The 20,364-nt window shown below is 38.9% G+C and carries 19 protein-coding genes; 14 read left to right on the forward strand and 5 right to left on the reverse strand.

Annotated elements, in window-relative coordinates; genetic code table 11:
* Positions 1-602: 602 nt before the first annotated feature.
* The 6 genes from argC (at position 603) to AC1M9I_RS00900 (ending at position 7,117) form a co-directional block, all read left to right on the forward strand.
* The gene (argC, locus tag AC1M9I_RS00875; RefSeq protein WP_481589944.1) at positions 603-1,652 is read left to right on the forward strand and encodes an N-acetyl-gamma-glutamyl-phosphate reductase; all 1,050 of its coding nucleotides are present in this window, start codon (positions 603-605) and stop codon (positions 1,650-1,652) included.
* A gap of 76 nt (positions 1,653-1,728) precedes the next feature.
* Positions 1,729-2,478, forward strand: coding sequence for a DUF6776 family protein (locus AC1M9I_RS00880; RefSeq protein WP_481610536.1), 750 nt, complete (start codon positions 1,729-1,731; stop codon positions 2,476-2,478).
* 16 nt (positions 2,479-2,494) lie between these two features.
* Positions 2,495-2,908, forward strand: a complete 414-nt coding sequence (gene clpS, locus AC1M9I_RS00885) for an ATP-dependent Clp protease adapter ClpS (RefSeq protein WP_035263688.1) — start codon at positions 2,495-2,497, stop codon at positions 2,906-2,908.
* Between the two features lie 9 nt (positions 2,909-2,917).
* Entirely contained in the window at positions 2,918-5,194 is a 2,277-nt protein-coding gene (clpA, locus tag AC1M9I_RS00890) for an ATP-dependent Clp protease ATP-binding subunit ClpA (RefSeq protein ID WP_035263687.1), read from the forward strand.
* A 61-nt stretch (positions 5,195-5,255) separates the two neighbouring features.
* Positions 5,256-5,609 (forward strand): YnfA family protein, encoded by a 354-nt coding sequence (locus tag AC1M9I_RS00895; RefSeq protein ID WP_092766358.1) that lies wholly within the window; start codon positions 5,256-5,258, stop codon positions 5,607-5,609.
* Between the two features lie 215 nt (positions 5,610-5,824).
* Positions 5,825-7,117, forward strand: coding sequence for an MFS transporter (locus tag AC1M9I_RS00900; RefSeq protein ID WP_092766357.1), 1,293 nt, complete (start codon positions 5,825-5,827; stop codon positions 7,115-7,117).
* Positions 7,118-7,166: 49 nt separating this feature from the next.
* On the opposite strand, the gene argF is transcribed toward AC1M9I_RS00900, so the two are convergent.
* Both argF and AC1M9I_RS00910 read right to left on the reverse strand, forming a co-directional pair.
* Complete coding sequence (gene argF, locus AC1M9I_RS00905; protein WP_481587506.1) at positions 7,167-8,087, reverse strand: ornithine carbamoyltransferase; 921 nt, start codon at positions 8,085-8,087, stop codon at positions 7,167-7,169.
* Positions 8,088-8,204: 117 nt separating this feature from the next.
* Positions 8,205-8,858 (reverse strand): TetR/AcrR family transcriptional regulator, encoded by a 654-nt coding sequence (locus AC1M9I_RS00910; protein ID WP_092766355.1) that lies wholly within the window; start codon positions 8,856-8,858, stop codon positions 8,205-8,207.
* A 218-nt stretch (positions 8,859-9,076) separates the two neighbouring features.
* Between AC1M9I_RS00910 and prpB the strand changes: the two genes are divergently transcribed.
* Positions 9,077-9,961: a methylisocitrate lyase gene (gene prpB / locus AC1M9I_RS00915; RefSeq protein ID WP_035263679.1), complete on the forward strand. Its 885-nt coding sequence runs from the start codon at positions 9,077-9,079 to the stop codon at positions 9,959-9,961.
* A gap of 4 nt (positions 9,962-9,965) precedes the next feature.
* Positions 9,966-11,096, forward strand: coding sequence for a bifunctional 2-methylcitrate synthase/citrate synthase (gene prpC, locus AC1M9I_RS00920; RefSeq protein WP_092766353.1), 1,131 nt, complete (start codon positions 9,966-9,968; stop codon positions 11,094-11,096).
* 200 nt (positions 11,097-11,296) lie between these two features.
* On the opposite strand, the gene AC1M9I_RS00925 is transcribed toward prpC, so the two are convergent.
* The 3 genes from AC1M9I_RS00925 to glnL form a co-directional block, all read right to left on the reverse strand.
* Positions 11,297-11,782 (reverse strand): hypothetical protein, encoded by a 486-nt coding sequence (locus tag AC1M9I_RS00925; RefSeq protein WP_481594597.1) that lies wholly within the window; start codon positions 11,780-11,782, stop codon positions 11,297-11,299.
* 104 nt (positions 11,783-11,886) lie between these two features.
* Entirely contained in the window at positions 11,887-13,377 is a 1,491-nt protein-coding gene (gene glnG / locus AC1M9I_RS00930) for a nitrogen regulation protein NR(I) (protein ID WP_481610537.1), read from the reverse strand.
* Positions 13,364-14,473 (reverse strand): nitrogen regulation protein NR(II), encoded by a 1,110-nt coding sequence (gene glnL, locus AC1M9I_RS00935; protein WP_035263674.1) that lies wholly within the window; start codon positions 14,471-14,473, stop codon positions 13,364-13,366. Before glnL ends, glnG begins: the two co-directional genes overlap by 14 nt.
* Positions 14,474-14,834: 361 nt before the next feature.
* Between glnL and rimO the strand changes: the two genes are divergently transcribed.
* From rimO to ispC, 6 genes are all read left to right on the forward strand, one after another.
* Positions 14,835-16,178: a 30S ribosomal protein S12 methylthiotransferase RimO gene (gene rimO / locus AC1M9I_RS00940; protein ID WP_481594599.1), complete on the forward strand. Its 1,344-nt coding sequence runs from the start codon at positions 14,835-14,837 to the stop codon at positions 16,176-16,178.
* A 47-nt stretch (positions 16,179-16,225) separates the two neighbouring features.
* Positions 16,226-16,954 (forward strand): UMP kinase, encoded by a 729-nt coding sequence (gene pyrH / locus AC1M9I_RS00945; RefSeq protein ID WP_035263670.1) that lies wholly within the window; start codon positions 16,226-16,228, stop codon positions 16,952-16,954.
* A 76-nt stretch (positions 16,955-17,030) separates the two neighbouring features.
* Entirely contained in the window at positions 17,031-17,585 is a 555-nt protein-coding gene (gene frr / locus AC1M9I_RS00950) for a ribosome recycling factor (protein ID WP_035263669.1), read from the forward strand.
* A gap of 8 nt (positions 17,586-17,593) precedes the next feature.
* Positions 17,594-18,340, forward strand: coding sequence for a polyprenyl diphosphate synthase (uppS, locus tag AC1M9I_RS00955; RefSeq protein ID WP_481594600.1), 747 nt, complete (start codon positions 17,594-17,596; stop codon positions 18,338-18,340).
* A 2-nt stretch (positions 18,341-18,342) separates the two neighbouring features.
* A complete protein-coding gene (locus tag AC1M9I_RS00960) occupies positions 18,343-19,167 on the forward strand; it encodes a phosphatidate cytidylyltransferase (RefSeq protein WP_035263666.1) in 825 nt (274 codons plus the stop codon).
* Positions 19,168-20,364, forward strand: a complete 1,197-nt coding sequence (gene ispC, locus AC1M9I_RS00965) for a 1-deoxy-D-xylulose-5-phosphate reductoisomerase (protein WP_481594601.1) — start codon at positions 19,168-19,170, stop codon at positions 20,362-20,364. It begins immediately after the preceding gene.

Here is a 20,364-nt window from a genome sequence, read left to right on the forward strand (position 1 = left end):
TTAGCGCTAGTCAATTAGTCTGATTTGGCGACTGGTATTCTAAATTTTGGCTATCATGATTGCTCTGTTTGGTTAGTTTGTCTCTAATATGCTCATAAGACGAACTGGTGTGTGTTTTTTGATTCTAATTTTGTCTGTACCTGCTTTAATGCTTTATAGCATCCTCATGTATATTCTACTGAACCCGATTAATCCTATTCACTATCATTGGACGAACTATTTATCGCTTTTTGGCGGGGCTATAGCGTGGTTGATATTATCGATTATGGCAACTTTATGGATAAATCAAAAAAGGATTTCTAAATTGCTTTCCGTGAGTGGAGGGTTATGTTCGGTATGGGGGGTAACTCCTTTTGTTGTGAAACAGGATCCGATCGTATTTTTTGCTCTCCCAGAGTTTATATTTGCACTGTATTTATGCTATTTGAGTTGGCAAGAAAATCAATGAAGTCACATGATAGACTTTATTAGATGCTTAACAGAGCCATCTAAATTATTAAACTTATAAAATAACAGCATTCCCATATGAAAGGGTTCAGAAAGTCACAAGTTCCTGTCATACTACTGCCTGTAACGAATACAGTCATTTAGAGGTAGATATCGTGATTTCAGTTGGTATTGTTGGTGGTACAGGATATACAGGCGTTGAACTTTTGCGTCTTTTGCTGCGACACCCAAATGTTCAAGTGAAAGCACTGACTTCTCGTACTGAGGCTGGTCGTCGTGTCGATGATATGTTTCCAAGTTTACGTGGTCATACCGATCTAGAGTTTTCAGATTTAAGCTTAGATTTATTAAAGTCTTGCGATGTTGTGTTTTTTGCGACACCACATGGTGTAGCGATGAAACACGCTGAAGAATTAGTAGCAGCGAATACAAAAGTAATCGATTTAGCCGCTGACTTTCGTTTGCAGGATTTAGCGCAATTTGAAAAATGGTACGGTATGGAGCATGCTTGTCCAGATCTACTTAAAAATTCAGTGTATGGGCTTTCTGAGCTCAATCGTGAAAAAATTAAACAAGCTCAAGTGATTGGTAATCCTGGTTGTTATCCAACGACAGTTCAAATTGGTTTGGCGCCTGTACTGAGATCTTCAGAAGTATTGGTAAAACCTGAAAGTATTATTATTGATGCAAAATCTGGTGTATCTGGAGCTGGACGCAAAGCAAGTTTAGGCATGATCTATACTGAAAATGCTGATAACTTCAAAGCCTACGGTGTTGCAGGGCATCGCCATCATCCTGAAATTGTTGAAGCGCTTGAAAATATATCGGGACAGAAAGGTGTATTTGACAATATCCTTTTTGTTCCGCATTTGGTGCCGATGATTCGTGGCATGTTATCTACAATATATATCGACTTAACAGAAGCAGGTCAGCAAGCCGATTTGCAAGTAATTTACGAACAGTTCTACCAAAACGAGCAGTTTGTTGATGTTATGCCGGCAGGAAGTTCACCAGAAACTCGTTCTGTTCGTGGATCAAATGATTTACGTATTGCGTTGTATAAACCACAACCAACAAAGTTAGTCATTTTAGTTGCCCAAGATAACTTGGTGAAAGGTGCAGCAGGACAAGCTGTTCAAAACATGAATTTAATGTTTGGATTTGCGGAAAATGCAGGCCTTAACGTGATTGGTTTATTACCATAAAAAACCTTTTTTGACTTCACACACATTTAACTTTGCAGTTAAATGTGTGTTTTGATTTTATAAATTAGAGATGACGATGCAAAACTCAGAATCAAATAATACGTCACAGCATAAAGATGAAAAAAATATCGGTTTTTTTCAATCGAATAAACCCCTTATGGCGGGTGGAATCATCTTATGTGCAGGCAGTTTACTTCTGGGCTATACGGTTGGTTATCGTCAAGGTCTAACTGTAGTTGGTTATGATGCTGACGCGGAACAATTGGTTGAAGTTGTCGAAAAACAAAAAAAAGAATTATCTGAGCTGAATAAGAAATTAAATACCTCAGTTCAAGAACGTGATGTTGCTGTAACTAACTCAAACGATATGTATGCTGCATTAAATCAAGCCAACGCTGAAAAACTTCAAATTGAAAGTCAGAGTGCGATTTTCCGAGAAGTACTGAGACAACGTGGTGGATTGAGTTTAACAGTGCAAAATTTAGCTGTTAAGTCGCTTCCAGAAAATGTATATGAATATCAGGTTGATTTAGTTCAAGTCAGTCCGAATAAACGTAAAGCATCTGGTGAAATTGAAATCAGATTAATTCAAGGTACGGAAGTCTTGGTTGTTCCAATTTCAGAAAAATCATTCAATTTCGACCATTATCAGCGATTAACTGGTCGTTGGACGATGCCAAAAGGCTTTACGCCCCAATTTATTGAAATCCGTGTAAAAGGCTCAAGTGCTCAAACCAAGCGCTTTAGTTGGCAACGTGGTGAAGCAATCGAATCAACCGCTGCATTTGCAGCCGAAGTACCGCAAGCTGCGGCAAATTCTCAATAATAGATTATAGAGTGCTATGCGAAGTAATAAACGTCATAAATGTCTCAATGACATTAAATTATCATTTCAACAATCTGGATTGGTGGATTGGCACTTCAATCCAAGATTGAGTGATGCACAAAATGATGAAGCCGATGGCGATTTAGCTGTAGCAACAGCACCACCGCAATTTAAGCGACCTCCCTTATACAATGTGGTATTGTTGAATGATGATTACACGCCAATGGATTTTGTAATTGAAATTTTACAACAATACTTTGCATTGAATCTTGACCAAGCTACCGAAGTAATGCTAACAGTACATTATCAAGGGAAAGGTATCGCAGGTGTCTATCCTAGAGACATTGCTGAAACCAAGGCGAATCAAGTCAACAATTATGCGCGCTCTCAAAGTCATCCATTGCTTTGCCAGATCGAGCCACAAGAATAAGGGGATCACATGCTCAGTCGTCAATTAGAAGTATCACTGCGTTTGGCTGTTAGCATGGCTCGTCAAAAGAGACATGAGTTTCTTACAGTTGAACATTTGTTACTCGCACTTTTAGATAATGATTCTGCCGTGAATGCACTAAAAGCCTGCGGTGCAGAAATTGTCAGTTTGCGTAAAGAACTTGAAGAGTATGTAGAGCAACATACGCCTAAATTAGGCGATAATGCTGAACAAGCGCCTCATCCTACAGAAAGCTTTGATCGTATATTGCAACGTGCAATTTTCCATGTTCAGTCTAGTGGTGGAGATCGGACGGTTGAAGGTGCAGATGTACTGGTGGCAATGTACTCAGAACGAGATTCATTTGCGGTTTATTTGCTAAAACGCCACCAAATCAATCGTCTTACTTTAACTCAATATCTTTCACACGGTGCGCGTAAGGAAGATGTTCCAGCTGAAGAAGAAACGGATGACTTAGATGGTGAAAACTCAGCCTCAGCAAATGCAGGTCCATTAGAACTTTATACCCTAAATCTCAATGCAGAAGCTTTAAAGGGTAAAACCGATCCTTTGATTGGTCGTGAAAAAGAAATTGAGCGTGCAGCTCAAATTCTATGTCGACGTCGTAAAAACAATCCGCTTTTGGTGGGTGATCCAGGTGTGGGTAAAACATCCATAGCAGAAGGTTTGGCTTGGCTGATTGTTAACAATAAAGCACCAAAGCCACTGCTTAATGCAGAAGTCTATAGTTTGGATATCGGTGCACTTGTTGCAGGTACAAAATACCGTGGTGACTTTGAGAAACGATTAAAGCAATTGTTGAATGCCCTAAAGAAGAAGCCAGAAGCAATTTTGTTTATTGATGAAATTCATATGATCATTGGTGCAGGCTCAAGTATGGGTAGCACTATGGATGCATCGAATTTAATCAAACCTGCATTGGCAAATGGTACTTTACGTTGCATTGGCTCAACAACGTTTCAAGAATATCGTCAAGTTTTTGAAAAAGATCATGCATTATCACGCCGTTTCCAAAAAATTGATGTTAATGAGCCATCAATTAATGAAACAATTGATATTCTTCGTGGACTCAAGTCTAAATTTGAAGAATTTCATAAAGTTCAATATGATGATGCAGCTCTTGTTTCTGCAGTTGAGTTATCGGCTAAATTTATCAATGATCGCTTCCTCCCAGATAAAGCGATTGACGTAATAGATGAAGCAGGGGCACAACGACGTTTGAGAGCTGATCAAGATAACACTTTGATTACAGTTGAAAATATTGAAGATATTGTTTCGAAAATTGCACGAATTCCACCTAAAACTGTGTCTAAAGATGATAAATCTGTACTTGAGCACTTAGAGCGTGATCTTAAACGAGTTGTATTTGGTCAAGATGAGGCGATTACCGCATTATCCTCTGCAATTAAATTGTCACGAGCTGGGCTTAAAGCACCAGATAAGCCAGTTGGTAGTTTTGTATTTGCAGGACCTACTGGTGTAGGTAAAACTGAGGTAACAAAACAACTTGCAAAACTACTCGGTGTTGAACTAGTCAGATTTGATATGTCTGAATATATGGAACGCCATGCGGTTTCACGTTTAATTGGTGCACCTCCAGGTTATGTTGGTTTTGATCAAGGTGGCTTACTGACTGACGCAATACATAAAAATCCACATTGTGTATTGTTATTGGATGAGATTGAAAAGGCACATCCTGATGTGTTTAATTTATTGCTGCAAGTCATGGATCATGGTTCATTAACTGATAATAATGGTCGTAAGTCAGACTTCAGAAATGTCATTATAGTGTTAACAACGAATATTGGCGCTGAAAGTATTTCCCGTACAAGTATTGGTTTTACAGAGCAAGATAATAGTCGTGATAATCAGGAAGCAATGAAGAAGGCATTTACACCAGAGTTTAGAAACCGCTTAGATGGGGTTATTCAATTTAAAGCTCTACCTACGACAGTAATCGATTCTGTAGTAGATAAATTCCTTACAGAACTTCAAGCTCAACTTGATGACAAAAAAGTTGTTTTAGAAGTAGATCAGTCTGCACGAGATTGGTTAAGTGAAAATGGTTATGATCGTCTGATGGGTGCTCGTCCAATGCAGCGTTTGATTCAAGAGCATTTGAAAAAGCCGCTTGCTGAAATGATTTTATTTGGTGAGCTGGCTGAAAACGGCGGTAATGTAGCAGTAACAGTTAAAAAAGAAGATGGCAAAGCTGTTGGATTGAAGTTGGAAGTATTTGAAGATTCTGCAGCTGAACCAGCATAGTGTGTTATTAATTGTATTAAAGCCCGTTTATTTAAACGGGCTTTAATTTTTGGGTGAAAGTATGGACATACAAGTTACAAAAGTAATATCTACGACAGCTTTATTTTTTCTGACAGCACTGATGGAAATATTAGGGTGTTACTTTCCATATTTGATCCTAAATCAAGGGCGTTCGCATTGGTTGTGGCTACCCACTTTTGTCGCACTCGCTGCTTTTGTGTGGTTATTGACTTTGCATCCAGCAGCATCAGGTCGAATATATGCTGCATATGGAGGTATTTATATTTGTTCGGCATTGTTGTGGTTAAAGTTTGTGGATCAAATGGATCTTACTAAATGGGATATCATTGGTGGCGGAGTGGTTATTTTCGGGGCGCTGATTATCATTTTACAGCCACAAGGCTTAATTCGGTGAGTTGTCATAGGAGAAAGTCTGTTTAATTAAATTAATAATAAATCGACCTTGAATATTTTTGAGAAAAATTTAGAAGCCTATTTAATAAAATTTACATAAAGGCTTTTTAAATTGGCATGAAATAGGCATATATTTTCCGTCTATAATTTTGAAATACTTCAGAGTTTCATTATTATTCGACAATAAACGATGTAATTAGAATAAGGATTTTTCATTTGTCTACAACATATTCCAAGCAAGAAAAAACCAGCCGTATCAAAGGAATTATTGGTGCAGCTTCAGGTAATTTAGTTGAATGGTTCGATTTTTATATTTATGCAGTATTCGCTGTATATTTTACCCAAGCTTTAACTGCGCCAGATATGGATAGTTCTACCCAAGCCATCTATGTGTGGGGTGTATTTGCAGCAAGCTTTTTTATGCGGCCTATCGGTAGTTGGCTTTTTGGTCGAATTGCAGATAAACACGGTCGAAAAAAATCAATGGTCATCTCGATTATATTGATGGCTATAAGTTCTTTCATGTTCGCAGCATTACCAACGTATGAACAAGTAGGTATGGCTGCACCGTTTTTATTATTAATGGTTCGATTGCTTCAAGGCTTATCCGTTGGTGGTGAATATGGTGCTGTGGCGACTTATATGAGTGAATTGGGTTTAAAAGGTCAACGTGGCTTTTTTTCATCATTTCAATACGTAACGCTCACGGGTGGTCAACTCCTTGCAAGTTTATTGGGTGTAATATTCTTAGCATTTATGTCTGAACAGCAGCTTTATGATGGGGGATGGCGAATTCCATTTATTATTGGTGGTGTTGCAGCAATTTTATCTTTATTAGCGAGAAGTAGATTAGAAGAGACTTTATCTAGTGATGAAAGTGACAAAGAAGATTCTGGTACACTTCGTGAGCTTTTTAAAAATCACTGGAAAACTTTCCTATTGGTAGTTGGTTATACTTCAGCAGGCTCTCTTAGTTTCTATGTGATTACAGTTTACTCAAAAACTTACCTTACCAATATTGGAATAGATCCTAAAACGGTAGGGTTGATGATGACAGCCTGTATTTTTGTACTCATGGTGGCGCAACCATTCTTTGGTGCATTGTCAGATCGTATTGGTCGCAGAAATTCTATGCTGTTATTTAGTGGTCTGATGGCTATATTTATCTATCCAGTCATGGCAATCGGGATGAGATATTTCAGCGAAACTCCATTCATTGTAGCGATGCTACTGATTTTCCTGATGCTATTGCTTAGTTTGTATACCTCTATTGGCGGTATTGTAAAAGCTGAAATGTTTCCTCCGCATGTACGTGCGTTGGGTGTAGGTTTCTCATATGCGATAGGTAATGCCGTATTTGGTGGTTCTGCACCTTCTGTTGCCTTGCAGTTTAAGGCGGCAGGAATTGAAAATTCATTTTTTATTTACGTGATCATTATTTTAATCGTATGTTTCTTTTGTAGTTGGCAACTTCCAAAAGAACCTAAATATTTAAAAGATGACCATTAAGATTTAGAAAATAAAAAAGCACCCGAGGGTGCTTTTTTAGTGGATGAAATTAATCTTTTTTTAAGCTTTCATTGATGAGGAACTCAACAAGTGCTTTTTGAGCGTGAAGGCGGTTTTCAGCTTCATCCCATACCACAGCATTTTTATGATCGAGCATATTTTCTGAAATTTCTTCACCGCGATGGGCAGGCAAGCAGTGCATAAATAAACAGTCTGGATGAGCAAGATCCATTAGACGTTCATTGACTTGAAAATCAGCAAAAGCTTTTTCACGAATTTTTTGCTCTTCTTCTTGTCCCATGCTGGCCCAAACATCAGTAACGATAAGGTCGGCATTCACTGCAGCATCTTCAGCAGAGTCTACAACTTCGGCGCAGTGCGCGAATTCAGAGAGAAATTCAGGTTTTGGTTCATAACCTTTTGGTGATGCAATCTTAAGTTTAAAGCCCCACATATGTGCAGCTTCGATATATGAGTTACACATATTATTACCATCACCAATCCACGCAACGGTTTTGCCTTGGATAGAGCCACGGTGTTCTACGAATGTTTGAACATCAGCAAGCAATTGGCAAGGGTGGTGATCATCGGTCAGTGCATTAATAACTGGGACTTTAGAATATTCTGCAAAACGTGTGACAATATCGTGGCCAAAAGTACGAATCATCACAATATCAAGCATGCTTGAAATAACGCGAGCTGAATCTTCAATCGGTTCGCCGCGACCTAATTGTGTATCCCGGGACGAGAGGAAAATTGCGCTACCACCAAATTGGGTCATACCCGCTTCAAAAGAAACACGGGTACGTGTGCTCGATTTTTCAAAAATCATTCCCATTACTTTACCAACAAAGGGTTGGTAGACTTCATGATTATGCTGCATGCGTTTTAATTCTATAGCACGATCAATAATGCGATTTAATTCTGCAGTTGAAAGGTCACGTAAAGTAAGAAAATGTCGTAGAGCCATGGTTACTCCACAATCATTGTTTCGTCAAAATAGTAAATGAGACGACCAATAATTGTTGGTTGATGAAAAAAACGAGAATCGACTAATATACTATATGTAAAGAGAATTGCAAAAAAACTAGACTTTTTGGTGCCCATCTAGGAAGCGATCGACAGAATAGCTGATGTATTCGATGGTTTCTTGATCGGTTTCAAGTACTGGTATCCCCATTAAAATTTTCCATTCTAAATTTCTTAAGATTCCAAAATATAATTGAGCAGAAAATAAAGGATTTTCACATTTTAACACACCAAGTTTATGCGCATTTTCTAATGCATTTGCGATCGCTAACTGGATATGTTTAGGGCCTTTTTCGTGCAAATAAAGAGCAAGTTCAGGATTTTTTTGGGATTGCTCAATCACGAGGCGCATAAAGGCAGTGTGATCTTCTTTTTTAATGTGGCGATGAAAGTTAAGTAGTGTATGTATCAGATAAGATCTAAAATCGCCATGATCTGGATCATATGCAACACAGATATCTTTAAAAAAGAGTTCACGTCGATAATCACATATAGCAGTAAAAAGGCCTTCTTTGCCGCCAAAATATTTATAAATAGATGCTTTGGAGCCTCCAGCATGTTGAACAATATCATCCAAAGACACAGCATCGTAGCCACGTTCCAAGAATAGCGTATTAGCGCTTAGCAATAATGCTAAACGTCGTTCTTGACCACGGCGAGTATGGGGCATATCACAACCAGAAGTTTCAATATGCGGAAATGGATGTTGCATGCAGTATCAATAGCGAAAATGAAATTGAAGATGGAGTATAACAAATTAAAGCACTTAACGCCTGACACTCAAAATAATAACAAAATCAAAAAATGAATAATAATTCATTTTTATATGACTAAAGTTTTAGAGCAAAAATACTAAACGGTCATATATCAAACTAAATTTATAGATATACTAAAAACTCGATAATTATAGTAAACACTGTGGAAAGGAATATGACAGAACAATCGTCTGCAGGCTTAAGATTTAGACAAGCATTAGAAGTGGAAAAGCCATTACAAATCATCGGAACTGTAAATGCATATGCAGCAATGATGGCAAAACAAGTTGGCTATAAAGCAATTTATCTATCTGGCGCAGGTGTTGCAAACTATTCCTATGGTCTTCCTGATTTGGGAATGACGAGTTTAGATAATGTGCTTGAAGATGTTCGTCGTATCACTGAACGTGTAGATACGCCTTTGCTTGTGGATATTGATACAGGTTGGGGCGGTGCATTTAATATTGCACGAAGTATCAAGCAAATGATCGCTGCTGGAGCTGCTGCTGTTCATATTGAAGACCAAGTTGCGCAAAAACGCTGCGGACATCGTCCGAATAAAGAAATTGTGTCACAACAAGAAATGGTAGACCGTATTAAGGCTGCTGTTGATGCAAAAACTGATTCTAATTTCGTGGTCATGGCACGTACGGATGCGCTGCAAAAAGAAGGGCTTCAAGCCGTCATTGATCGTGCATGTGCATGTGTTGAAGCTGGAGCTGATGCTATTTTTGCGGAAGCGATGACTGATATAACGATGTATAAAACAGTCTGTGATGCTGTAGGTGTGCCTGTGCTAGCGAATATCACTGAATTTGGTGATACCCCTTATTATACGACCGAAGAGCTAGCAGAACAGGGAATTTCAATGGTGTTATACCCATTGTCTGCGACACGTGCGATGCAGAAAGCAGCATTAGAAGTGATGCATTCAATTCGTAAAGACGGCACGCAAGTGAATGTTATTGATAAAATGCAACAACGAAAAGAATTATACGAGTTCCTTGATTATCATACTTTCGAAAACACACTAGATAAGCTATTCACTCAGGAGAAATAAAAAAATGGCTGAAGGAAAAGTATTGACTGGCGCAGGATTGCGTGGACAAGTCGCAGGTAAAACAGCACTTTCAACCGTTGGGAAAAGTGGTGCAGGCTTAACATATCGTGGTTATGATGTTCAGGATTTGGCGGAAAATTGCCAATTTGAAGAAGTTGCATATTTAATTTTCTTTGGTGAACTACCTACGGCGCAACAACTTGCGGACTATAAAGCAAAACTAAAATCACTGAGAGCATTACCACAAGCACTAAAAGAAGTGCTTGAGCGTATTCCAGCAGATTCACATCCTATGGATGTTATGCGTACAGGTGTTTCTATGTTGGGTAACTTAGAAACAGAACAGTCCTTTGGTGAACAGCAAGATATAGCTGATCGTATTTTGGCAACATTGCCAGCCATTATTTGTTATTGGTATCGATATAGCCATGATGGTGTTCGTATCGAAGAAAATACTGATGACGACTCAATTGGTGCTCAATTCTTGCATTTATTGCGTGGCGAAAAACCTAATGAATTGCATGAACAAGTCATGAATGTTTCTTTAATTCTCTATGCAGAACATGAATTTAACGCTTCAACATTTACGGCACGTGTGTGTGCTTCGACGTTATCAGATTTACATTCGTGTATTACAGGTGCGATTGGTTCTTTGCGTGGTCCACTGCATGGCGGTGCAAATGAAGCTGCAATGGATATGATTGAGCAATGGAAATCTCCTGAAGAAGCTGAGCGCGAAATGCTGGGTATGCTCGAACGCAAAGAAAAAATCATGGGCTTTGGTCATGCAATTTACAAAGACAATGATCCACGTAATGGGATTATTAAGGTATGGTCTGAGCGCTTGGCTAAGGACGTAGGAGATACTGTTTTATATCCAGTATCAGTACGTTGTGAAGAAGTCATGTGGCGAGAGAAAAAATTATTCTGTAATGCTGATTTCTTCCATGCTTCTGCTTATCACTTTATGGGTATACCAACGAAGCTATTCACGCCAATTTTTGTGATGTCTCGTGTAACAGGATGGGCGGCACATGTGATGGAGCAGCGTGCAGACAACCGTATTATTCGACCAAGTGCAGATTACACAGGACCTGAATTACGCAAAGTTGTACCAATTGAACAGCGTGCTTGAAAAGCATAATAAAAAGCTCCTTCGGGAGCTTTTTATTTTGTTGAGCTGAGTAAAATGGCATCTTGTTTTTCGTAGCCTGTTTCAGTAGGAATACCCATGTAACTAATGACTGCAACGCGATAATTGGGGAAAGTGTAAGGAAATGCGTAAAGTTTTTTGATCTGAGGTAAATTACGATGATATCGAATATTCTCGAATTGTTAACTTTTATACATTGAAGGATCAGAGCTTTGGCTGAGTTGTACCTGAGATTGGAATTTACTTACTTTAATTTCAGGCACGTTTAACCAAAAATTTCCAGTCTGTTCTCTTTGTCTATTGAATTTTAGTTTAGCAGTCTTGGGGCTTAATGGTGTTGGTTTGACAAGGCGAGCTTGAATACTTTGAATTTTGCGTAGCGTATGCTGAATTTCAGTAATGTGATTTCGGCTATTTAATGGGGTATAAATGGATTGAACCTCAATCGCTTTATGTGGGTTTCTGCTGTTGAGCAAATAATAATAAAGTGTTGGTGGTCGACCAGATTCATCATGGTAATGGCGTAAATAATATATTTTCTGATCTTTAATATCTGAATCTAGTACTTCTATTGTCTCCGGACCGCCGACTGTGGCAAAGGAGGGTGAAGAAATAAGGCAGAAGATGATACCTAGATAAGTTTTATGCTTTAAGTGATTATTGTTCATTTGGACTCATCTTTTTGTATCTTATATTGAGCATGATTTAAAATTTTAGAATTATGATGAAGAATAGGTTAATCAATTGTGTTGATTAACCTAAATCTAGAAGTTTACTCGGCTGTAGTGCTTACGATTTCATCTTCATCATCTTCAGCAGTATCCATTCCTAATTCTTTTAGCTTACGAGTCAAGGTATTACGACCCCAACCTAAAAGCTCAGCAGCATGGCGTTTTCTTCCTCGAGTTTGTTGTAGTGCCGCATTAATTAAGGTGCGTTCAAACATAGGCGTGGCGATATCCAATAATTTCATTTCACCATTTTTGAGTTTTTGTACAGCCCACTGACTAAGCAACTCATCCCAATGCTGAATAGCGATACGATCTGCTTGATTGTGTGGATGATTTGGATCATCAGATTTTTGGATTGGTAGTTGTTTTAACTCAGAAGGAAGATCTTCTGGATAAACCTCTCGTCCAGTAATCATCACTGTCAGCCAGCGACATGTGTTTTCAAGTTGACGTACATTACCTTGCCAAGGCAACTGTTTCATGTATTCAATAGTTTCTGTACGTAAAATCTTTGGACTTACACCAAGTTCTTTACCTGCTCGTGCGAGAAAGTGTTGTGCGAGCATCGGAATGTCTTCCGAGCGGTGAGCAAGTTTAGGAATATGAATACGAATTACATTCAGACGATGATAAAGATCCTCACGGAAGCGTCCATCATGTACTAATTTTTCTAGATCTTGGTGAGTCGCAGCGACAATGCGGACATCAACACGCACTGGAATGTGTCCACCGACGCGATAAAACTCGCCATCAGCTAAAACCCGCAATAAACGCGTTTGGGTTTCGAATGGCATGTCCCCGATTTCATCGAGGAATAATGTACCACCATTGGCTTGCTCAAAACGACCTTGTCGCTGAGTATTAGCGCCAGTGAATGCACCTTTTTCATGACCAAATAATTCAGTTTCAATCAAATCTTTCGGAATGGCAGCCATATTAAGCGCAATAAATGGCTTGCTGCTACGAGGTGAATGACGATGCAATGCATGAGCGACTAACTCTTTACCTGTACCTGACTCACCATTAATTAATACCGTAATGTGTGATTGCGACAAACGTCCAATTGCTCGGAAGACTTCCTGCATTGCAGGAGATTCTCCAATGATCTCAGTTGATTGAATTGGCTGTACGGTTGATTTCGCAGATTCTTGTTGTTGGAGCTTATTAATGTGCATGATGGCACGATTGACAAGTGCTAAAGCCTCATCAATATCAAATGGTTTTGGTAAATATTCAAAAGCACCCGTTTGATAGCTTGATACTGCTGACTCTAGATCCGAATGTGCCGTCATGATGATCACAGGTAGATCAGGATAATGACCTTTGACTTTAGCGAGAAAGGTAAGACCATCAATTCCTGGCATCCGTATATCTGTCAAAATTACATCAGGTGTATCATCAAGTAACTGATCCAGTGCAGATTGAGCTTCTTCGAAACTGGTAACATCTAAACCTTCTTCTTTAAATGTTTTTTCTAGAACCCAACGCATGGCGCGATCGTCATCTATTACCCAAATTTTATTTCGCGACATGGTTTAACTCCCAAGGTATATAAAGACTAAATACGGTTTTGCCCGGAACGGATTGGCATTCAATCATTCCATTGTGTTGATGCATAATATTTTGTGCGATGCTCAGACCTAAGCCTGTTCCTTTAGCGCGTCCTGTGACTAATGGATAAAATACGGACTCCAAAATTTCTTCTGGAACGCCAGGGCCGTTATCTTCAATATCAATTCGAACAGTTGAGCGGTGTAAAGTTCCGTTAATCGTGACAAGGCGATGAATACGTGTACGCAAGGTTAATTCAGGTTGAGTGTCTTGAAAAAACTCTTTGTTTTCAGTCATGGCCTGAACAGCATTTACACTGATATTCAACATCACTTGAATAAGTTGATCCCGATCTGCTTCAACATCAGGTAATGAAAGATCATAATCACGTGTAATTTTAATTTTCTTTTTCGTTTGATTTACAATTAACGAACGCACACGCTCCAAAGGCTCGTGAACATTTACTGGTTCATAGCTTGGTAACTGCCGAGAGCCGAGCATTGTGTCAGCAAGATTTCTCAGGCGATCTACTTCACTAATAATAATGTCCGTAAATTCTTTATATTCAGGGTCATTTAAACTACGTGCCAATAATTGAGTTGCGCCACGTATGCCCCCTAATGGATTCTTAATCTCATGCGCGACACCTCTGATTAATTGGCGTGCGACCTGATGTTGTTGAATAAAATTTTCTTCTTTAGAAATTTTCAACATTCGATCAATTGGATTAAGTTCAATCAGAAGGAGGGGGTGATAACTTTTTCCAGTGTTAAGTTGGGCAACAGAATAGTCAACATGTACATCTTTAAAGTTCACAATAATAGTCGCTTCACGGCGGGTATAAGCTTGCCCCGTGAGTAACGTATTTGTGAGTGCTTCTTCAGTGTTAAATGAATCACCTGGAGATTGTAAAATACTGAGCACAGATTGACCTGATGCTCTCAATAAACTGATATCAAAGAGTGCTTCACATGAGGAATTTAAATAAAAAATATTTAATTCACTATCGACTAAAAGTATCGCAGTGCTCAAGTTGTCTACGAGTAAACGGTAATCAATCGTTGGTTGTTGATTCATTAACCTCAAAATCCTGTCTTAAAATAGAGCAATTGCATCTATGTATTTTTCAATCACTGCTCACAAAGAGGGAGTTATTTAATTTTAACGTCCTCAAATAAAGCAAAATATGAGCCAACTTTTTTTAAAATCGTTAAATACAACTAAAATGAACTCATTTATTAAGAAAAAAAGCGCGAAGCGATTGCAAAATATTCATGCAAAGTTGGGGTTATTTAATAATGCATCATATTGGTGCGATTGCAATATTTTTTAAAATTTATGGGAATATTTTGGTGCGTTATGCAAAGAGTGGGGTTTTCAACTGTTTTTATGAATTGAAAAGACATACAATACGCGGATTCTAGTGGAGCGCAGATTCATGAAATCCCCCAAAGTCGGTTTTGTTTCTTTAGGTTGTCCTAAGGCATTGGTAGATTCCGAGCGAATTCTTACTCAGTTAAAAACTGAAGGTTATGATGTAGCGTCGGATTATGACGGTGCTGATTTAGTTGTTGTTAATACCTGTGGTTTTATTGAATCTGCAGTACAAGAGTCATTAGACGCGATTGGTGAGGCGATGAGTGCGAACGGTCGCGTCATCGTAACAGGTTGTTTGGGTAAAGATGAAGAAAAAATTCGTCAAATGCATCCAAACGTACTTAAAGTTACTGGTGCAGCAGCTTATCAAGAAGTAATGGAAGCTGTGCATCAATATGTTCCAGAACCTCCTAAACACAATCCGTTTATTGATCTTGTGCCAGAACAAGGTATTCGATTAACACCAAAACATTATGCATATTTGAAGATATCTGAAGGCTGTAACCATCGTTGTACCTTCTGTATTATTCCAAGTATGCGTGGCGATCTGGTATCTCGCCCAGTCGGTTCAGTATTAGAAGAAGCGGCGGCTTTAAAACGATCTGGTGTTAAAGAAGTCTTGGTTATTTCTCAAGATACATCGGCATATGGTGTAGACACGAAATACAAGCTTGATTTTTGGAATGGTCAGCCTGTAAAAACTAAGTTCTATGATATGTGTGAAGCATTAGGTCAATTGGGTATTTGGGTACGTCTGCATTATGTCTACCCATATCCACATGTTGATGCAGTTATCGATTTGATGGCACAGGGTAAGATCTTGCCTTACTTAGATATTCCATTCCAACATGCAAGCCCTAAAATTTTAAAATTAATGAAGCGTCCAGCGCATAGTGAAAACACACTAGAGCGTTTAAAAGTTTGGCGTGAAAAGTGTCCTGATTTAGTCATTCGTTCAACATTTGTTGTGGGCTTCCCAGGTGAAACTGAAGAAGATTTTGTGCAACTTCTTGATTGGTTGAAAGAAGCTCAGCTTGATCGCGTTGGTTGTTTCACTTACTCTCCAGTTGAAGGTGCAATTGCAAATGATCTTCCAGATCATGTGCCTGAAGAAATTAAACAGGAACGCTATGAACGCTTTATGCAGGTTCAGCAAGAAATTTCTGCTGCAAAACTACAAAAGCGTATAGGTCAAACCATGACTGTGCTGGTTGATGATCTAGAAGAAGAGTTTCCAGTTGCAGTGGCGCGTTCTTATGCAGATGCCCCTGAAATTGATGGAAATGTCTTTGTGGAAGATATTGATAAAAGCAAGATTAAAGCAGGTGATTTACTGGTTGTGAAAATCACTGATGCGGATGAATACGACCTTTATGCAGAATTGATTGAAATTAAAACCGCATAATTGTTTGAAGTAATACATATAAATGAATTCGGATATTGGAGTTTGTAATGTTAGATTCTAAAAAACCACGCTTTGGTCGTATTCTGCTAAAACTTTCGGGTGAAGCGCTAGCAGGCAATAAAGATATGGGTATTGACGCACAAGTCCTTGATCAAATGTCTTTATCTATTGCTCACTTGGTTGGTCTAGGTGTGCAAGTTGGTATCGTTGTGGGTGGTGGTAACCTTTATCGTGGTAGCCAATTACAGCAAGATGGATTGGTTGGTCGCGTAACAGGTGATCAAATGGGTATGCTGGCAACTGTGATGAATGGTTTGGCGCTACGAGATGCATTGGTACGTCGTAATATCAAAACCCGTTTAATGTCAGCATTACCAATCGGTACAGTTGTAGAATCATATTCTAGCCGTGATGCGATTCGTCATTTAAATAATGGTGAAGTTTGTGTGTTTGTTGCGGGTACTGGTAATCCATTCTTTACGACAGATACGGCTGCATGTTTACGTGGTATTGAGATTGAGGCTAACTTAATTCTCAAAGCGACGAAGGTGGATGGTGTCTACAATAAAGATCCAAGCAAATACGAAGATGCTGTTAAATATGATGCATTGACATTTGACCAAGTCTTAGATGAGAAACTTGGTGTAATGGATTTAACCGCGATTTGCTTATGCCGTGACCATAATGTTCCACTTCAAGTATTCGATATGAATAAATCAGGTGCATTATTATCAGTGGTTATGGGTGAAAAAGAAGGTACTCACGTTACTAATTGATGTACGTGGCTTTCAAAGCTATTTATACTAAACACTATTTTGATTTAAATTTTGAGAATTAGGTAAGGAAGATCACATGATTAACGATCTTAAAAAAGATGCTGAAGAGCGCATGAATAAATCATTGGACTCATTAGAGCATGGTTTTGCTAAAGTTCGTACAGGTCGTGCACATCCATCAATTCTTAATGGCGTAATGGTTCCTTACTATGGCTCTGATGTGCCATTAAACCAAGTTGCTAACATTGGTGTTGAAGATTCGCGTACATTGCTTGTTCAACCTTTCGAGCGCACTATGGTTGCTGCAATTGATAAAGCAATTCGTGAGTCAGATTTAGGTTTGAACCCAATTACTGCTGATTCAATTCGTGTACCAATGGCGGCATTAACTGAAGAAACACGTCGTGATATGCAAAAAGTGGCACGTAACGAAGCTGAAAATGCAAAAGTTGCGATTCGTAATATTCGCCGTGATGTATTGGGTGATATTAAAGCATTGTTGAAAGAAAAAGAAATTTCTGAAGATGATGAGCGTCGTGCGGGCGATGAAATCCAAAAAATCACAGATAAATTTGTTGCTGAAGTTGAAAAGCGTTTAGCAGCAAAAGAAGCAGAGTTGATGAAGGTCTAAGCTATATAATGACCATCTCAGCAGAGCTTCTGCCACAACATGTTGCCATCATTATGGATGGCAACAATCGTTTTGCAAAAAAGAAACATCTACAAAAAGGTGATGGACATCGTGAAGGAAAAAATGTCCTTGATCCGATTGTAGAGCATTGTCGTAAAGTGGGTGTGAAAGCACTTACTGTCTATGCCTTCTCAAGTGAAAACTGGAATCGACCTCAATACGAAGTTGATTTGCTCATGAAACTGTTGGAAGAGACGATTAATGAACAAATCCCTCGAATGATTAAGTTCCAAATTGGACTAAGATTCATTGGGGATCGCTCTCGTTTGTCGCCAGAATTGCAACAATTAATGTTGCAAGCAGAACAAAGGACTGCTACTTTCACAGAAATGACGCTCACAATTGCTGTGAGTTATGGCGGAATGTGGGATATCGCACAAACTGCTAAAACAATCGCACAACTCGTCAAAGAACAAAAAATTGATGTTGCTCAAGTTGATGTTGATTTGTTTGCTCAGCATGTCAGTTTAGGTGACTTACCTCCAGTCGATTTATTGATTCGTACTGGTGGTGATTATCGGTTGTCTAATTTTTTATTATGGCAATCTGCATATGCTGAATTGTATTTTACTGAGACGTTGTGGCCAGAATTCACAACAGAAGAATTGGATCATGCCTTTGGTGTGTTTTTAGGGCGAGAAAGGCGCTTTGGAAAAACTTCTGAGCAGGTCCAACAAGAGAAAATAGAGAACTAATAATGTTAGAGCGGATAATTACCGCATTGATTTTAGTGGCTGTAGTCTTGAGCTGTATGTTTGCAACTACATCCATTTATCCAATGTTAGCGTTAATGATTATCGCTGCCGGGGGGGCTGGCTATGAGTGGTTTAAACTCATGCCTCGTCAAACTGATCAAGTGAATAAATTTAAAGCAGGATGCTTTGGTGTAATCACTGCGGTATTTTCTGCAATTGCGCTTTATTTTGATGATCTAGTACTGCTGTTGTGGAGTGCTTCGATTATTACTTGGGTTATTACCATTTATTGGGTTAAGCAATATCCTCTTTATGATGCGTGGTATAACACTTCACTGAATTGGATTGGTGTAGTGATTATTAGCGCTGCAGTATCGGCAATATACGAAGTCTGGATAAGTTCACCTTGGTGGCTCATGTATCTATTCCTCTTAGTGTGGGGTGCTGATAGTGGGGCGTATTTTGTAGGTAGGAAGCTTGGTAAGCGTAAGCTTGCACCTGAGGTGAGCCCGAATAAATCTATTGAAGGGTTAATCGGTGGTGTAATTACAGTCATCATTGTTATCTTATTTGTACAATTTAACTATTTAGATTTAACCGCAGTAGAGCATATTCTATTTTTACTCCTATCTGTGCTGACAGTATTTAGCTCAGTTCAAGGTGATTTATTTGAATCAATGATTAAGCGTCGTGCAGGTATTAAGGATTCAGGTCGTATTTTGCCTGGTCATGGTGGTGTATTAGATCGCATTGATTCATTGCTTGCTGCCGCACCTATTTTTGCTGCGGGAATATTTGTTTTAAAACTTGTTGGTGTAGATTTATAGATGTCTCAATCAGTATGTATATTAGGTGTAACAGGTTCAATTGGACAAAGTACCTTAAAAGTCATTGATCGACATCCAGAGAAGTACAATGTTTTTGCGGTATCTGCATTTAGTCGTGTAGAGCAGTTAAGCGAAATATGTCAACAATATCATCCACAGTATGCTGTTGTACCTTCAGGCAAGGTGGATGAACTACATCAATTTTTCAAATTAAAAAATATCACTTCAACCGAAATTCTCTCTGATGAGTCGGGTTTAATCGCTGTTGCTGAGCATCCTCAGGTTGATATCGTGATGGCGGCGATAGTGGGTGCGGCAGGATTATTGCCAACACTCGCTGCTGTTCAAGCTGGTAAGCGTGTTCTTCTAGCAAATAAAGAATCGTTGGTGATGTCTGGTGACATCATGATGAAGGCTGCCAAAGAGAATAATGCCTTATTATTACCTGTAGATTCTGAACACAACGCAATATTTCAGTGCCTGCCTCAAAATTATTTGCAATTAGATACAGCTGGTAAACCCCAGTTAGGTGTCTCACAAATTTTGTTGACTGCTTCTGGCGGTCCATTTTTGCATCATACGCTTGATGAGCTCAGTACGGTGACACCTGCACAGGCTTGTAAGCACCCTAATTGGTCTATGGGGCAGAAGATATCAGTTGATTCGGCAACGCTAATGAACAAAGGTCTCGAGTTGATCGAGGCCTGTCATTTATTTTCAATTCAAGAACATTTTGTTACAGTGGTTGTGCACCCACAAAGTATTATTCACTCAATGGTTCAGTATGTTGATGGTAGTACTTTGGCTCAAATGGGTAATCCTGATATGTGTACGCCGATTGCACATGCATTTGCATGGCCAGATCGGATTGAAACACATGTTCCTTCGCTTGATTTATTTGTAAACGATACGCTTAATTTTAAGCAGCCTGATACTGTGCGATTTCCAGCGCTGCAATTGGCTCGTGAAGCAATGAAATCTGGAGGATTGGCGCCTGCGATCTTAAATGCTGCAAACGAAATTGCGGTTGAAGCATTTTTAAAAAATAAAATCAAATTTTTAGATATTCCTAAAGTTGTTGAATCCACTTTGAATCATGTTCAAAATTCAAATGCTGATTCTTTAGAGCTAATCTTAGAGACTGATGCGCTTGCACGTCGCTATGCTATTCAACTCACGAATTCACTGAGTACCTAA

It is taken from the genome of Acinetobacter sp. ANC_7553 (assembly GCF_056779895.1).

Bases quoted from the DNA above. Each gene is read 5' to 3' on its own strand.
- uppS (WP_481594600.1), top strand. From the start codon at position 17,594: ATGACCATCTCAGCAGAGCTTCTGCCACAACATGTTGCCATCATTATG.
- clpS (WP_035263688.1), top strand. From the start codon at position 2,495: ATGCGAAGTAATAAACGTCATAAATGTCTCAATGACATTAAATTATCA.
- AC1M9I_RS00925 (WP_481594597.1), bottom strand. From the start codon at position 11,782: ATGAACAATAATCACTTAAAGCATAAAACTTATCTAGGTATCATCTTC.
- prpB (WP_035263679.1), top strand. From the start codon at position 9,077: ATGACAGAACAATCGTCTGCAGGCTTAAGATTTAGACAAGCATTAGAA.
- clpA (WP_035263687.1), top strand. From the start codon at position 2,918: ATGCTCAGTCGTCAATTAGAAGTATCACTGCGTTTGGCTGTTAGCATG.
- rimO (WP_481594599.1), top strand. From the start codon at position 14,835: ATGAAATCCCCCAAAGTCGGTTTTGTTTCTTTAGGTTGTCCTAAGGCA.
- AC1M9I_RS00960 (WP_035263666.1), top strand. From the start codon at position 18,343: ATGTTAGAGCGGATAATTACCGCATTGATTTTAGTGGCTGTAGTCTTG.
- glnG (WP_481610537.1), bottom strand. From the start codon at position 13,377: ATGTCGCGAAATAAAATTTGGGTAATAGATGACGATCGCGCCATGCGT.
- AC1M9I_RS00910 (WP_092766355.1), bottom strand. From the start codon at position 8,858: ATGCAACATCCATTTCCGCATATTGAAACTTCTGGTTGTGATATGCCC.
- ispC (WP_481594601.1), top strand. From the start codon at position 19,168: ATGTCTCAATCAGTATGTATATTAGGTGTAACAGGTTCAATTGGACAA.
- glnL (WP_035263674.1), bottom strand. From the start codon at position 14,473: ATGAATCAACAACCAACGATTGATTACCGTTTACTCGTAGACAACTTG.
- prpC (WP_092766353.1), top strand. From the start codon at position 9,966: ATGGCTGAAGGAAAAGTATTGACTGGCGCAGGATTGCGTGGACAAGTC.
- pyrH (WP_035263670.1), top strand. From the start codon at position 16,226: ATGTTAGATTCTAAAAAACCACGCTTTGGTCGTATTCTGCTAAAACTT.
- frr (WP_035263669.1), top strand. From the start codon at position 17,031: ATGATTAACGATCTTAAAAAAGATGCTGAAGAGCGCATGAATAAATCA.
- AC1M9I_RS00880 (WP_481610536.1), top strand. From the start codon at position 1,729: ATGCAAAACTCAGAATCAAATAATACGTCACAGCATAAAGATGAAAAA.
- AC1M9I_RS00895 (WP_092766358.1), top strand. From the start codon at position 5,256: ATGGACATACAAGTTACAAAAGTAATATCTACGACAGCTTTATTTTTT.
- argF (WP_481587506.1), bottom strand. From the start codon at position 8,087: ATGGCTCTACGACATTTTCTTACTTTACGTGACCTTTCAACTGCAGAA.